Origin of the sequence: Caballeronia sordidicola (assembly GCF_001544455.2) — a bacterium.
In the GTDB taxonomy this organism is placed as follows: domain Bacteria; phylum Pseudomonadota; class Gammaproteobacteria; order Burkholderiales; family Burkholderiaceae; genus Caballeronia; species Caballeronia sordidicola.
Genome location: NZ_FCOC02000002.1, coordinates 46628 through 60681, shown reverse-complemented (window position 1 = coordinate 60681; position 14054 = coordinate 46628). Strand labels below are relative to the sequence as shown.

Below are 14054 nucleotides of genomic sequence, written 5' to 3'. Positions count from 1 at the left end.
GGTCTTTAAAACAGTCGATGCCGCCACAAAATAAGTCCTCGATGCGGCATGTGCGAATTATTCACGCATGTCCCGTTTCAACAATCGAAAACCTGCGCCGACCTGTTGCACAGGGTTGCAAGGCCGCTCGCGCGGGGCCGAATTTAAGGGGCCGCCGATCGTTTGCGGCTATAATTCAAGGCTTTGCAAGCGCCGAAACGTTAATCGTAGGAAGAGAGTGCCATGCCGATCTACGCGTACCGCTGCGAGTCATGCGGCTTTCAAAAAGACGCGCTCCAGAAAATGAGCGATGCGCCGCTCACCACCTGCCCACAGTGCGGGAAGGAAACTTTCGTTAAGCAGGTTACCGCCGCGGGCTTTCAACTGAAGGGTTCGGGCTGGTACGTGACGGATTTTCGCGGCGGCAATAATGGGGCTGCTGCCGCGAAGAAAGACGACGGCGCGAAAGCAGAAACAAAGAGCGAGAGTGCATCGGATCCAGGCGCTTCGAGCAAGGAATCGTCAAAAGGCGATTCGTCCACGGCAAGTGCGCCCGTAACGGATAGCTCGAAGAGCAGCGCGGCGTCCGCACCGGCATCGGCCAAACCGGTCGCTCCTGCATCTAATTGACGCTCGCTGAGTGACGCTCTCCAAGGCCCCGAAACAGAGAGCCAAGTCTGAAACGGAAACGAAGCCTGACCTGCGCTAGCTTTTACCGCGCTCAACCGCTCGATCTGTCCGATCGCACGCACGCAGATGTCCGCCCGGAATCAAGCTGTACGTCGGGCGACGAACCAGCCAAACCGTGGATACAAGCGGTGCGGCCTTCCGGCTGTGTAAATGACGACCAAAAAGACAACGTTGAAATCCGTGTTCGCAACCGGCTTGCTGGTGCTGGTGCCGCTCGCTATCACCATGTGGGTGATCGGGCTCGTGATCGGCACGATGGACCAGACGCTGCTGCTCCTGCCGGAATCCTGGCAGCCTGAGCGCGTGTTCGGCTTCCATTTGCCAGGCCTGGGCGCGGTGCTGACGCTCGCATTCATTTTCGTCGTGGGCTTGCTCACGCAGAACTTCGTCGGCCAGAAACTGGTCGAGTGGTGGAATGTGATCGTGCGTCACATTCCCGTGGTCGGACCGCTGTATACCAGCGTGAAACAAGTGTCGGACACGTTGCTCTCAAGCAGCGGCAACGCGTTCCGCAAGGCACTGCTGATCCGTTATCCTCATTCGGGGTCGTACACCATCGGATTCCTGACGGGCGTTCCCGGTGGCGACGTAGTCAATCACCTGACCGAAGATCATGTGAGCGTCTACGTGCCGACCACGCCGAATCCCACCTCGGGTTTTTTCCTGATGGTGCCGAGAAGCGAAGTCATCGAGCTCGACATGTCTGTCGACGCTGCGTTGAAGTACATCGTGTCAATGGGAGTAGTCGCGCCGTCCATGCCGCAAGCGCAGGCCGCGCCGCGCCGTCCCGTCGACCCGCCGCTGTAATGCCGGCGTGCTGCAAACACTGTTTCCCACGTGTTCGCGCGCGCCGTTGATCAATGAATAACGAAAGACACAACATCATGTCGATGAGATCTGAATACTGCGGTCTGGTGACCGAAGCCCTCCTGGGCCAAAGCGTTTCGCTGTGCGGCTGGGTACATCGCCGGCGCGATCACGGCGGCGTCATTTTTATCGATCTGCGCGATCGCGAGGGCCTCGTTCAAGTCGTGTGCGATCCGGATCGTGCGGACATGTTCAAGGTCGCCGAGGGCGTGCGCAACGAGTTTTGCGTGCAGGTGAAGGGCGTCGTGCGCAGCCGTCCCGAAGGCACGGCGAACGCCGGCCTGACGAGCGGCAAGATCGAAGTGCTGTGCCACGAGCTGACCGTGCTGAACGCGTCGGTCACGCCGCCGTTCCAGCTCGACGACGACAACCTTTCCGAAACCACGCGCTTGACGCACCGTGTGCTCGACCTGCGCCGTCCGCAAATGCAGCAGAACCTGCGCTTGCGGTATCGCGTAGCTATTGAAGTGCGCAAGTACCTGGATGAGCAGGGTTTTATCGACATCGAAACGCCGATGCTGACCAAGAGCACGCCTGAAGGCGCGCGCGATTATCTGGTGCCGTCGCGTACGAATCCGGGTCAGTTTTTCGCGTTGCCGCAGTCGCCGCAACTGTTCAAGCAGTTGCTGATGGTCGCGAACTTCGATCGGTATTACCAGATCGTGAAGTGTTTCCGCGACGAAGACCTGCGCGCCGATCGCCAGCCGGAATTCACGCAGATCGATTGTGAAACATCGTTCCTGAGCGAGCAGGAAATTCGCGATCTGTTCGAAGCGATGATTCGCCATGTGTTCAAGAAGACCATCGACGTTTCGCTCGATGAGAAATTCCCGGTCATGCTGTATTCGGAAGCCATGCGCCGCTTTGGTTCGGACAAGCCGGACCTGCGCGTGAAGCTGGAATTCTCCGACCTGACCGACGCTGTTCGCGATGTCGACTTCAAGGTGTTCAGCACGCCGGCCAATTCCAAGGATGGTCGCGTGGCGGCATTGCGCGTGCCGAAGGGCGCGGATCTGTCGCGTGGGGATATTGACGGGTACACAGAATTCGTGCGTATTTACGGCGCGAAGGGTCTGGCGTGGATCAAGGTCAACGACGTGACGAAGGGCCGCGACGGCCTGCAAAGCCCAATCGTGAAGAATCTGCACGACGCAGCGATTGCCGCTGTGATGGAGCGCACCGGCGCGCAAGACGGCGACATCATTTTCTTCGCGGCAGACCGCGCGAAGGTCGTGAACGACAGCCTGGGCGCGCTGCGCCTGAAGATCGGCCATTCGGAATTCGGCCGCGCGAACGGACTGTTCGAGTCGGGCTGGAAGCCGTTGTGGGTGATCGACTTCCCGATGTTCGAATTCGACGAAGAAGACAACCGCTACGTGGCCGCGCATCATCCGTTCACGAGCCCGAAGGACGAGCATCTGGAATATCTGGAAACCGATCCGGGCCGCTGTCTCGCGAAAGCGTACGACATGGTTCTGAACGGTTGGGAAATCGGCGGTGGATCGGTGCGGATTTATCAGGAAGAAGTGCAGAGCAAGGTGTTCCGCGCGCTGAAGATCAATGCCGAGGAAGCGCGCATCAAGTTCGGCTTCCTGCTCGACGCGCTGCAGTACGGTGCGCCGCCGCATGGTGGTATTGCGTTCGGTCTGGATCGTATCGTCACCATGATGGCGGGTGCGGATTCGATCCGTGACGTGATCGCGTTCCCGAAGACGCAGCGCGCCACCGACTTGCTGACGCAAGCGCCGAGCGAAGTGGACGAACGGCAGTTGAAGGAACTGCACATTCGCCTGCGTCAGCCGGAGCCGAAGGTGCAGTAAGCAGTCGTTCTGCTGCACCATCCGAAACGGAAAAGGCGCTCGATGCGCCTTTTTCGTTTTTTGGGTTACATTCTTCGGCCAGCTTCCACGAATGGCCGCACCGTTTCCAAAATGCCCAAGCCGCCGAAAATTCCCGAATCCGTTCTCGTTGTCATCCACACGCCCGAAATGGACGTACTCATCATCGAGCGCGCCGATCGGCCGGGGTTCTGGCAGTCCGTGACGGGCTCCAAAGATCACATCGACGAACCCTTCGCCCTGACCGCAGCCCGCGAAGTGGCCGAGGAAACAGGGATCGTGATTGGAAGCCTCGGCGTGCCGGAGCGATCGCTGATCGACTGGCACCATCAGATTGAATACGACATTTATCCGGAATGGCGGCATCGCTATGCAGAAGGCGTTGTGCGCAACGTCGAGCACCAGTTCAGCCTGCTCGTGCCGCACGGCGTGGAAGTGACGCTCGCGCCGCGCGAACACACCGCGTTTCTCTGGCTGCCGTTTCGCGAGGCCGCCGCGAAATGTTTCTCGTCATCGAATCGTGAGGCAATCCTGCAATTGCCCGAGCGGTTGGCGGAGCACAGCCGGTGATGGGTTTCGGCGGGCCGTCGCGCCGCTTTGCCCGGCTCAAGCAGGCGCTGTTTCGCGGCCGCCGCCCGGGAAGGTTGTGCTTCACCATCAATAACACGGTCAAATTGCTGAAGTCGGGCGACGCATTTTTCCCGGACCTGATCGGGCGCATCAATGCCGCGAAGCACGAGGTTTCGCTCGAAACCTATATTTTCTGCGACGATGCCGCCGGCCGCGCCGTCTCCGCCGCCTTGATGAACGCCGGGCGGCGCGGCGTGCATGTGCGCGTGATCACCGATGGCATAGGCACGGCGAAGCTGCCGCTTTTCGATGAATGGCCGGAAGCGAACGTCGAGCACCGCATCTACAACCCGCATTTGTTCGGGCCGCTGGGGTTCTCGCGGACACACCGGAAGCTGGTAGTGATCGATCGAGAGATCGCGTTTTGCGGCGGCATCAACATAGTGGACGACTACCATCAGAATGGCGTTCCCATCGAATTCGCGCGATGGGATTTCGCTCTGGAGACGCGAGGGCCGGTGGTATCGGACGTGCGTGAAGCGTTCGATCTTCAATGGCAGCGGATTCGCCTCGGCGTCAAGCCGCGCAGCGCCAGCCCAAAGGATCAGGGCGCGGCGGCAAGCGCCTCGTCCAGAAGCAGCCGGCGCGCGTTGCGAGCGCGTTTGCGCGCGCGGCGCGGCATGATCCACGCGGTGGACCGGCCATGCGTGGCCTTCGTTGCGCGCGATAACCTGCTGAACCGGAGGGCGATAGAAAAGGCCTATCTGGCGGCCATTTCGCACGCGGAAAACGAGGTGATGCTGGCGAATCCGTACTTCATGCCGGGCCGCAAGCTGCGTCGCGCGCTGGTTCGCGCCGCGCAGCGCGGTATTCGCGTGACCTTGGTGATTGGCAGGAAGGAATTCGTGGCGCTGGATTACGCTACGCCGTTTTTGTATCGGAACCTGCTGAAATACGGGGTGCGGATCGCGGAATACGAGAAAACCATGCTGCATGGCAAAGTGGCCGTGGTCGATTCGAACTGGGCGACGGTTGGCTCGTCCAACCTCGACGCGCTGAGCCTCGTGCTGAACAACGAGGCGAACATGGTGCTGGTGAACCACGAGAACGAGATCGTGAAGCTGCGCGACTCGATCCTCGCAGCGTTCGAGGACGCCCGGCCCATCACGCTCGAGCAATACGCGGCGCGCCCGGCCGGTGAGCGTCTGCTTAACTGGCTCGCCTACAACGCGTATCGCACGATGATGAAAATGCTCACCATCGGCCGTTACGATTGAGGTGCCCGGGCCACTCCCACTGGCTGTCAGCCCCTGAACCGGCACAAACTTGAGATACGTCCTATGGCGGAGATCGAAAGTTAGACCCCGGTTTCTAATAAAAAGCTTGTTTCAGGAACGGTCGGCTACAATAATCGTACGGCCGTTCGATTTTATTTTGACTTGATGAGAACGGTAGAAAATCATGCGAAAAGGCGAACAGACACGCGTCGCAATCCTCGACGCCGCGTTGGACCTGGCTAGCCGGGATGGACTCGAGGGTTTGACGATCGGCTTGCTGGCCGAGCGGATGCAGATGAGCAAGAGCGGCGTGTTCGCGCATTTCGGCTCGCGCGAGGATCTGCAGGTCGAAGTGGTGAAGGAGTATCACCGCCGCTTCGAAGACGAAGTGTTTTATCCGAGCCTTCGCGAAGCACGCGGTTTGCCGCGTTTGCGTTCCATGCTGGCGCGCTGGATGGAAAAGCGCATCGAGGAAGTGACAACGGGCTGTATCTACATCAGCGGTGCGGTGGAGTACGACGATCGCGCCGATAGTGCAGTCCGCGAGCAACTCGTGCATAGCGTGACGACCTGGCGGGCAGCGCTTACGCGCGCGATCAACCAGGCGAAGGACGAGGGGCATCTGCGCGCGGATACCGATCCTGCGCTGATGCTTTTTGAACTCTATAGTTTCACGCTCGGCCTGCATCATGATGCGCGTTTCCTGCATTTGCCGGAGGCGGTGCAACTGACGCGGGACGCGCTGGAAAAGACGATTGTTTCGTATCAAAGCAAGGGTCTCTAGACGCAGGCGAATCGGCGAATGCTTTAACGCATCGATTCGGCGGCGCTTTTGATCCAAGCTTCCTGGACACTTGGAGATGAAGAATGGGACAGTACACCGCGCCGCTGCGTGACATGCAATTCGTGCTGCACGAATTGCTCAACGTGGAAAACGAGGTCAAGAACATGCCGAAGCATGCGGACCTTGACGCCGACACGATCAATCAGGTTCTGGAAGAAGCCGGCAAGTTCTGCGCCGAAGTGCTTTTCCCGCTGAATCAGGTCGGCGACCGCGAAGGGTGCACGTACGAAGGCGATGGCGTCGTGCGCACGCCAACCGGCTTCAAGGAAGCCTACCGGCAATACGTTGAAGCGGGCTGGCCGGCTCTCGGCTGCGATCCGGAATACGGCGGCCAGGGCTTGCCCGCGTTCGTGAACAACGCGCTCTTCGAAATGCTGAATTCGGCGAACCAGGCATGGACGATGTACCCCGGCCTGTCGCACGGCGCGTACGAATGCCTGCACGCGCACGGCGCACCGGAACTTCAGAAGGCGTACTTGCCGAAGCTGGTCGAAGGCACCTGGACCGGCACGATGTGCCTGACCGAGCCGCATTGCGGCACGGACCTGGGCATGTTGCGCACGAAGGCCGAGCCGAACAGCGACGGTTCCTATGCCATCAGCGGCACGAAGATCTTCATCTCCAGCGGCGAACACGATCTTGCCGAGAACATCGTGCATCTGGTGCTGGCGCGCTTGCCGGGCGCACCGGCCGGCACGAAGGGCATTTCGCTTTTCATCGTGCCGAAGTTCATTCCGACCGACGCCGGCGCTCCGGGCGAACGCAATGGCGTGAAGTGCGGTTCCATCGAACACAAGATGGGCATTCACGGCAATTCCACCTGCGTGATCAATCTGGATTCGGCGAAAGGCTGGCTTGTCGGCGAGCCGAACAAGGGCTTGAACGCCATGTTCGTGATGATGAACGCCGCGCGTCTCGGCGTTGGCATGCAAGGGCTTGGCCTGACGGAAATCGCGTATCAGAACTCGCTCACATACGCGAAGGAACGTCTGCAAATGCGTTCGCTGACGGGGCCGAAAGCGCCGGAAAAGGGCGCTGATCCAATCATCGTGCATCCGGATGTTCGCCGCATGTTGCTCACGCAAAAGGCCTACGCCGAAGCAGGCCGCGCGTTCACGTACTGGGCGGCGCTCAACATCGACAAGGAACTGTCCCACGCCGACGAATCAGCGCGCAAGGACGCCGCCGATCTGGTCGCGCTGCTGACGCCGGTCATCAAGGCTTTCCTGACGGACAACGCGTTCGAAGGCACGAACTTGGGGCTGCAGATATACGGCGGCCATGGCTTCATCTCCGAATGGGGCATGGAGCAATACGTGCGCGACGCCCGCATCAACATGATCTACGAAGGCACGAATTCGATTCAGGCTTTGGACCTGCTCGGCCGCAAGATTCTTGGCGACATGGGCGCGAAGCTGAAGAAGTTCGGCAAGCTCGTGACGGACTTCGTGGAAGAAGAGGGCGTCAAGCCGGAGATGCAGGAGTTCATCAACCCGCTCGCCGACATTGGCGACAAGGTGCAGAAACTGACCATGGAAATCGGCATGAAGGCCATGCAGAATCCGGACGAAGTCGGCGCCGCCGCCGTGCCGTATCTGCGTACCGTCGGGCATCTGGTGTTCTCGTATTTCTGGGCACGCATGGCGCGCATCGCGCTGGACAAGCAGGCCGAAGGAGATCCGTTTTACGCGGCAAAGCTCGCCACCGCCCGGTTCTATTTCGCGAAATTGCTGCCTGAAACGGCATCGACGATTCGCGCCGCGCGCGCCGGATCGAAGACGCTGATGGAATACGACGAAGCTTTGTTCTAAGTCTCTTTTGCATGGCGCCGCGTCTTCCAAAGACGTGGCGCATGGTCACACCGAATACCTCTCCCGGAGACACAACGTGAGCAATCTGAACATACGCAAGGTGGCGGTACTCGGCGCCGGCGTGATGGGCGCGCAGATCGCGGCGCACCTGATCAACGCCCAGGTGCCGGTCCTGCTGTTCGACCTGCCGGCGAAGGAAGGCCCGAAGAACGGCATCGCGCTGAAAGCTATCGAGAACTTGAAGAAGCTGTCGCCCGCGCCGTTCGGCGTGAAGGACGACGCGCAATATATCCAGCCAGCGAATTACGACGACGACATCGAGAAGCTCAAAGAGTGCGATCTCGTGATCGAAGCCATTGCCGAGCGCATGGACTGGAAGCACGATCTGTACAAGAAGATTTCGCCGTATATCGGTGAGAAGGCGATTTTCGCGACGAATACGTCGGGGCTTTCGATCACGGAGTTATCGAAGGGTTTTTCGGACGAACTCAAGGCGCGTTTCTGCGGCGTGCATTTTTTTAATCCGCCGCGCTACATGCATCTGGTCGAACTCATTCCGACCCATACCACGCAGCCGCAAATCCTCGATCAGCTCGAAACCTTTCTCACGAGCGTGGTTGGCAAGGGTGTGGTGCGCGCGAAAGACACGCCGAATTTCATCGCGAATCGCGTGGGCGTGTTCTCGATTCTTGCGGTGATCGCGGAAGCGGAGAAGTTCGGACTGCGTTTCGATGAAGTCGACGACCTCACCGGCGCACGTCTTGGCCGCGCGAAGTCGGCGACGTTCCGTACGGCGGACGTGGTCGGTCTCGACACCATGGCGCACGTCATCAAGACGATGCAGGACAACCTGCCCGACGATCCCTTCTTCGCCTTGTACGAGACGCCGGCCGTGCTGGCCGGTCTGGTGAAGAACGGCGCGCTGGGTCAGAAGTCGGGTGCGGGTTTCTACAAGAAGGAAGGCAAGGTCATCAAAGTGCTGGACCCGAAGACGGGAACCTACGTGGATGGCGGCGGCAAGGCGGACGAACTTGTCGGCCGGATCCTGAAGCGTCCGCCGGCGGAACGTCTCAAGCTCCTGCGTGAATCGGAACATCCGCAAGCGCAATTCCTCTGGTCCATTTTCCGCGATGTGTTCCATTACATCGGCGTGCATCTGGAGTCCGTGGCGGACAATGCGCGCGATATCGATCTTGCCATTCGCTGGGGTTTCGGCTGGAACGAAGGGCCGTTCGAAGGCTGGCAGGCGGCTGGCTGGACGCAGGTCGCGCAATGGGTGAAGGAAGACATCGATGCAGGCAAGGCGTTGTCGAAGGCGCCGCTGCCATCGTGGGTGTTCGACGGTCCCGTGGCCGAGAAGGGCGGCGTGCATATGGCGGAAGGATCGTGGTCGCCGAGCGCTTCGAAATTCATCCCGCGTTCATCGCTCGATGTCTACAGGAAGCAGGTTTTCCGCGCGCCGCTGCTTGGCGAAGCGGGCGTTGATCCGAAGACCTACGGCAAGACCTTGTTCGAAACCGATGCCGTGCGCGCATGGGTCGATGACCGCGCGGGCGAGGACGACGTCGTGATGGTGTCGTTCAAGAGCAAGATGAACACGATCGGGCCAGCGGTGATCGAAGGCTTGACGAAGGCTATCGAACTTGCCGAAGCCGATTACAAAGGCGTCGTGATCTGGCAAACCTCCGCGTTGAAGCTCGGCAATCCGGGCGGCGCGTTCTCGGCTGGCGCGAACCTCGAAGAAGCCATGCCCGCGTTCATGATGGGCGGTGCGAAGGGCATCGAACCGTTTGTGAAGAAGTTCCAGCAAGGCATGTTGCGCGTGAAGTACGCGAGCGTGCCGGTGGTGGCGGCGGTGTCGGGCATCGCGCTCGGCGGCGGTTGCGAACTCGCGCTGCATTCGGCCAAGCGGGTTGCTCACATCGAAAGTTATATGGGACTGGTCGAAGTGGGTGTGGGCCTCGTGCCTGCGGGCGGCGGCCTGAAGGAAGCCGCGTTGCGTGCGGCGAGCGCGGCTAGCGCTGTCAACGCGACCAGCGATCTGCTCAAGTTCCTGCAGAAATCATTCGAAAACGCTGCGATGGCGAAGGTCTCGGCATCGGCGCTGGAAGCGCGTTCGATGGGGTATCTCAAGGCATCGGACACGATCGTTTTCAACGTGCACGAACTGCTCGATATCGCGAAGAAGGAAGCGCGCGCCTTGAGCGCCGCGGGTTATCGCGCGCCGTTGCGTGTTACGCAGATTCCGGTGGCCGGACGCTCGGCGATCTCCACCATCAAGGCGTCGCTCGTGAACATGCGCGACGGACGCTTTATCAGCGATCACGATTTCCTGATTGCGAGCCGTATCGCAGAAGCGGTGTGCGGCGGGGACGTGGAAGCGGGAAGTCTCGTCGATGAAGAATGGTTGCTGGCGCTCGAACGTCGTGCGTTTGTCGACTTGCTCGGCACCGCGAAGACGCAGGAACGGATCATGGGCATGTTGCAAACCGGCAAGCCGGTTCGTAACTAAGGCGCGTACGTGACCGCAAATATTGCATGGGACCGGAGTTGCAAATGAGCAAACAAGTGCAGGATGCATACATTGTCGCCGCGAGCCGGACGCCTATCGGCAAGGCGCCGCGCGGCATTTTCAAGAACACACGGCCGGACGAATTGCTCGTTCACGCCATCCGTTCCGCCGTCGCGCAAGTGCCCGGGCTGGATACCAGGCTGATCGAAGACGCGATCATCGGCTGCGCGATTCCCGAAGGCGAGCAAGGGCTGAACGTGGCGCGGATCGGCGCATTGCTGGCTGGCTTGCCGAATACGGTCGGCGGCGTGACGGTCAACCGGTTCTGCGCATCGGGCGTAACCGCTTTGGCAATGGCCGCCGACCGCATTCGCGTGGGTGAATCTGACGTAATGATCGCAGGCGGATGCGAGTCGATGAGCATGGTGCCCATGATGGGCAACAAGCCGTCGCTGTCGCCACATATCTTCGATCGCGATGAAAACGTCGGCATTGCTTATGGCATGGGCTTGACGGCCGAGCGCGTGGCCGAGCGCTGGAAGATCAGCCGCGAGGCGCAGGACGCATTTTCGGTGGAATCGCATCGGCGTGCACTGGAAGCGCAGCGCACCGGCGAATTCAACGACGAAATCGCCGCGTTCACGCTGAACGAACATTTCCCGGATCTGGCGACCGGCGAGATTCGCGTCAACGCTCGCGAGATCAAGAACGACGAAGGTCCGCGTCAGGACACGACCATGGAAGGGCTTGCCAGATTGCGGCCGGTCTTCGCCGCGAAGGGTTCGGTCACGGCGGGCAACAGCTCGCAGACGTCCGACGGCGCGGGCGCACTTATCGTGGTCAGCGAGAAGATCCTGAAGCAGTTCAACCTGACGCCGCTTGCGCGTTTCGTGAGTTTCGCGGTGCGTGGCGTGCCGCCGGAAATCATGGGCATCGGGCCGAAGGAAGCGATTCCCGCCGCGCTGAAGGCGGCCGGCCTGACACAGGACGATATCGACTGGATCGAACTCAACGAAGCGTTCGCGGCGCAATCGCTCGCAGTGATCCAAGACTTGGGACTCGATCCGTCGAAGATCAATCCGCTTGGCGGCGCGATTGCGCTCGGCCATCCGCTCGGCGCGACGGGCGCGATCCGTGCCGCAACGGTGGTGCACGGCTTGCGCCGGCGCAACCTCAAGTACGGCATGGTGACCATGTGCGTGGGAACGGGCATGGGCGCGGCGGGCATTATCGAACGGATGTAGGCGCTTATCCTCAAGGCATAACGACGGTTCGCGCGCCTTCCGGTTCGCGAGCCGTTTTCCATTCAGGAGACGAGACATGGACATCATCACGGAACACGCCGACAACGTGCTTTGCATCACGATCAATCGTCCGGCGCGCAAAAACGCGCTGACCGCCGAGATGTACCAGACCATGGCGGACGCTTTCTTCGATGCCGAAAACGATCCTTCGGTGCGCGCGGTGCTGATTCGCGCCGTGGGCGATACATTCAGCGCGGGCAACGATCTCGAGGACTTCATGAAGGCGCCGCCCGCCAAGCCGGACGCACCGGTGTTCCAGTTCCTGCGGCGCATCAGCACTGCGCAGAAACCAGTGGTGGCGGCTGTGAACGGCGGAGCCGTGGGTATCGGTACGACCATGCTGCTGCATTGCGATCTAGTCTACGCGGCGTCTACGGCCAAGTTCGCGTTGCCCTTCGTGCAGCTTGGACTGTGCCCGGAGGCGGCGTCGAGCCTGCTTTTGCCGCGCATTGCCGGTTATCAGCGGGCGGCTGAAAAGCTGCTGCTCGGAGAATCCTTCGATGCAAACGAAGCCGTGAACATGGGCATCGTGAACCGGATTTTATCGGCGGAAGAAGTGGGCGACTTCGCGTTCAGGCAGGCGAAGAAACTTGCCGCGTTGCCGCCTGCGTCGCTGAAGGCGACGAAGGCATTGATGAAAGGCGGCGAGGCCGATGAAGTCAGCGCACAGATGGCTAACGAGGCAGGGCATTTCGCCAGCATGCTGACATCGCCGGAAGCGAAGGAAGCGTTTACCGCGTTTTTCGAGAAACGCAAGCCGGATTTCAGCCGCTTCAATTGAACCGCGACCTGCTTGAACCGCGACCTGCTCGTGGCGCTTGCTGAGACGTCCACGCGCGCCTGAATCACGCGCTTTGCGCGTGCCCGTATTCCACGAAGCCGTTCTCGCGGGCAAAGCTCACCAGCCGCAGCCCCGCTTTTTCTGCGATGGAAATCGCCAGCGAGGTCGGCGCGGAGATGGTCACGAGCATGGGCACGCCCACGCGCGCCGACTTGCGCACGAGTTCGTAACTTGCCCGGCTCGACAAAAACACGAAGCCTTGCGTGGTATCCACACGTTGCAGCACGAGATGGCCTATCAGCTTGTCCAGCGCGTTGTGGCGTCCCACATCCTCGAACGCGTATTTGACGGCGCCGGTTTCGTCGCACCAGGCGGCTGCATGCAAGCCGCCGGTCAGCTTCGATAGTTGCTGATGCGCCGGCAATTCGCGCGCGGCATGGGCAATGGCGTCGCTGGCCAGACGGCTCAGGAAGCCGGTATCCGGCACGCGTTCCGGCTGCAAGTCGAGCAGATCGATACTCTCGATCCCGCACACGCCGCAGCCCGTGCGCCCGGCCAGCGCCCGGCGTTTCTCCTTCAACGCAACAAACGCCTGCTGCACGACCTGCAGATGCACTTCGGCATGCGGCAAGGTGTCGCCAGCATCGTGGAAAAATACCTCGATGTCGTGAATGTCGCTGCCGCGCTCCACGATTCCTTCGGTCAGCGAAAACCCCACCGCAAAGGCTTCCAGATCGCGCGGCGTACACATCATCACCGCGTGGGAAATGCCGTTGTAGACCAGCGCGACGGGCCATTCCTGGCCGACATCGTCGGCGGTCTCGCGGATTTCGCCGAGTCTGTGACGCCTCACATGGCGTTCCACATAGCCGGGCTGGTCGTCGATGTCTGTGTCGTTCATGATCGGATCTCTTGCTAATGGCTTACGATGTCGCGTTTTAGCCGCTGCCTATAAGAATTTATAAGAGAAATCTGGGCATAACGCTTGCTGCTTTATGGTGCAACAGACACACTACAAGCCGTTCAAGGCCCTACGATAACCTACAGCGGCCTCACTCGCTTCCCTTGACCTTCTTGCCCACGAGGCACCCGCCATGGCACTTTACGACGCTCCGCGCCTGTTCGGATTCGAACTGGAGTCGACTGAGAATCTGAGCTTCATTCCGCTCGTCGTGCGTTTTAATCTGGATCGCTTCGGCCAGCGCATTTCCCTCGATGAATGGCGCAGATTGCCGCATAGCGACCGCGAACTGCTTGCGCGCTTTCCGGTGGAGGACGACGCCGCCATAGAACCCGCGTTCGATCAGGCGATTGCCGAAATGCTGCGCACGCACGCCGATTCGAAGCCCGAGACATTTACGCCCGACAGCGACCCCATCTGGGCCCATACCGACGTGGTGCCCGAAAGCGTGATCCGCCAGAGCAGCCTGTGCGGTATCGGTTCGCCGAGCCTCGGCCTGTGGTCCGGACTTTCGGCCTTCCAGCGCTACGCGCTCGCAAAGTTGTCGCGCAAGGCCGAAGTGAATCACGATTTTGTCCCCGCCATGCGGGAGTTCGGTCTGGCCGATTAGCTCGCCCGCA

12 protein-coding genes are annotated in these 14054 nt (G+C 60.5%); 11 read left to right on the top strand and 1 reads right to left on the bottom strand.

All coding sequences use genetic code 11. The features are described from left to right. Positions 1–222: 222 nt before the first annotated feature. The 10 genes from AWB64_RS03465 (at position 223) to AWB64_RS03420 (ending at position 12473) form a co-directional block, all read left to right on the top strand. Positions 223–609: an FmdB family zinc ribbon protein gene (locus AWB64_RS03465; RefSeq protein WP_060817243.1), complete on the top strand. Its 387-nt coding sequence runs from the start codon at positions 223–225 to the stop codon at positions 607–609. 210 nt (positions 610–819) lie between these two features. Continuing rightward, positions 820–1476: a DUF502 domain-containing protein gene (locus AWB64_RS03460; protein ID WP_060817242.1), complete on the top strand. Its 657-nt coding sequence runs from the start codon at positions 820–822 to the stop codon at positions 1474–1476. 77 nt (positions 1477–1553) lie between these two features. Then, positions 1554–3356, top strand: coding sequence for an aspartate--tRNA ligase (aspS, locus tag AWB64_RS03455; RefSeq protein WP_060817241.1), 1803 nt, complete (start codon positions 1554–1556; stop codon positions 3354–3356). A 111-nt stretch (positions 3357–3467) separates the two neighbouring features. Next, positions 3468–3944 (top strand): dihydroneopterin triphosphate diphosphatase, encoded by a 477-nt coding sequence (gene nudB / locus AWB64_RS03450; protein ID WP_060817742.1) that lies wholly within the window; start codon positions 3468–3470, stop codon positions 3942–3944. Then, on the top strand, positions 3944–5221 hold the full coding sequence (locus tag AWB64_RS03445) for a phospholipase D-like domain-containing protein (protein WP_060817240.1): 1278 nt from the start codon (positions 3944–3946) through the stop codon (positions 5219–5221). Before nudB ends, AWB64_RS03445 begins: the two co-directional genes overlap by 1 nt. A 184-nt stretch (positions 5222–5405) precedes the next feature. After that, positions 5406–6005 carry a TetR/AcrR family transcriptional regulator gene (locus AWB64_RS03440; RefSeq protein WP_060817239.1) on the top strand — a complete coding sequence of 200 codons (600 nt, stop codon included), beginning with the start codon at positions 5406–5408 and terminating at the stop codon, positions 6003–6005. Between the two features lie 83 nt (positions 6006–6088). After that, positions 6089–7876: an acyl-CoA dehydrogenase C-terminal domain-containing protein gene (locus AWB64_RS03435; RefSeq protein WP_060817238.1), complete on the top strand. Its 1788-nt coding sequence runs from the start codon at positions 6089–6091 to the stop codon at positions 7874–7876. Between the two features lie 76 nt (positions 7877–7952). Next, positions 7953–10388 (top strand): 3-hydroxyacyl-CoA dehydrogenase/enoyl-CoA hydratase family protein, encoded by a 2436-nt coding sequence (locus tag AWB64_RS03430; RefSeq protein WP_060817237.1) that lies wholly within the window; start codon positions 7953–7955, stop codon positions 10386–10388. Between the two features lie 44 nt (positions 10389–10432). Beyond that, a complete protein-coding gene (locus AWB64_RS03425) occupies positions 10433–11632 on the top strand; it encodes an acetyl-CoA C-acyltransferase (protein WP_060817236.1) in 1200 nt (399 codons plus the stop codon). A gap of 76 nt (positions 11633–11708) precedes the next feature. Next, positions 11709–12473: an enoyl-CoA hydratase gene (locus tag AWB64_RS03420; protein ID WP_060817235.1), complete on the top strand. Its 765-nt coding sequence runs from the start codon at positions 11709–11711 to the stop codon at positions 12471–12473. 64 nt (positions 12474–12537) lie between these two features. Here AWB64_RS03420 and fdhD read toward each other — a convergent pair whose 3' ends face one another. Then, positions 12538–13374, bottom strand: a complete 837-nt coding sequence (gene fdhD / locus AWB64_RS03415; RefSeq protein ID WP_060817234.1) for a formate dehydrogenase accessory sulfurtransferase FdhD — start codon at positions 13372–13374, stop codon at positions 12538–12540. A 193-nt stretch (positions 13375–13567) separates the two neighbouring features. Between fdhD and AWB64_RS03410 the strand changes: the two genes are divergently transcribed. Then, entirely contained in the window at positions 13568–14044 is a 477-nt protein-coding gene (locus AWB64_RS03410) for a nitrate reductase associated protein (RefSeq protein WP_060817233.1), read from the top strand. Positions 14045–14054: the final 10 nt, after the last annotated feature.

Bases quoted from the DNA above. Each gene is read 5' to 3' on its own strand.
- AWB64_RS03465 (WP_060817243.1), top strand. From the start codon at position 223: ATGCCGATCTACGCGTACCGCTGCGAGTCATGCGGCTTTCAAAAAGAC.
- AWB64_RS03460 (WP_060817242.1), top strand. From the start codon at position 820: ATGACGACCAAAAAGACAACGTTGAAATCCGTGTTCGCAACCGGCTTG.
- aspS (WP_060817241.1), top strand. From the start codon at position 1,554: ATGTCGATGAGATCTGAATACTGCGGTCTGGTGACCGAAGCCCTCCTG.
- nudB (WP_060817742.1), top strand. From the start codon at position 3,468: ATGCCCAAGCCGCCGAAAATTCCCGAATCCGTTCTCGTTGTCATCCAC.
- AWB64_RS03445 (WP_060817240.1), top strand. From the start codon at position 3,944: ATGGGTTTCGGCGGGCCGTCGCGCCGCTTTGCCCGGCTCAAGCAGGCG.
- AWB64_RS03440 (WP_060817239.1), top strand. From the start codon at position 5,406: ATGCGAAAAGGCGAACAGACACGCGTCGCAATCCTCGACGCCGCGTTG.
- AWB64_RS03435 (WP_060817238.1), top strand. From the start codon at position 6,089: ATGGGACAGTACACCGCGCCGCTGCGTGACATGCAATTCGTGCTGCAC.
- AWB64_RS03425 (WP_060817236.1), top strand. From the start codon at position 10,433: ATGAGCAAACAAGTGCAGGATGCATACATTGTCGCCGCGAGCCGGACG.
- AWB64_RS03420 (WP_060817235.1), top strand. From the start codon at position 11,709: ATGGACATCATCACGGAACACGCCGACAACGTGCTTTGCATCACGATC.
- fdhD (WP_060817234.1), bottom strand. From the start codon at position 13,374: ATGAACGACACAGACATCGACGACCAGCCCGGCTATGTGGAACGCCAT.
- AWB64_RS03410 (WP_060817233.1), top strand. From the start codon at position 13,568: ATGGCACTTTACGACGCTCCGCGCCTGTTCGGATTCGAACTGGAGTCG.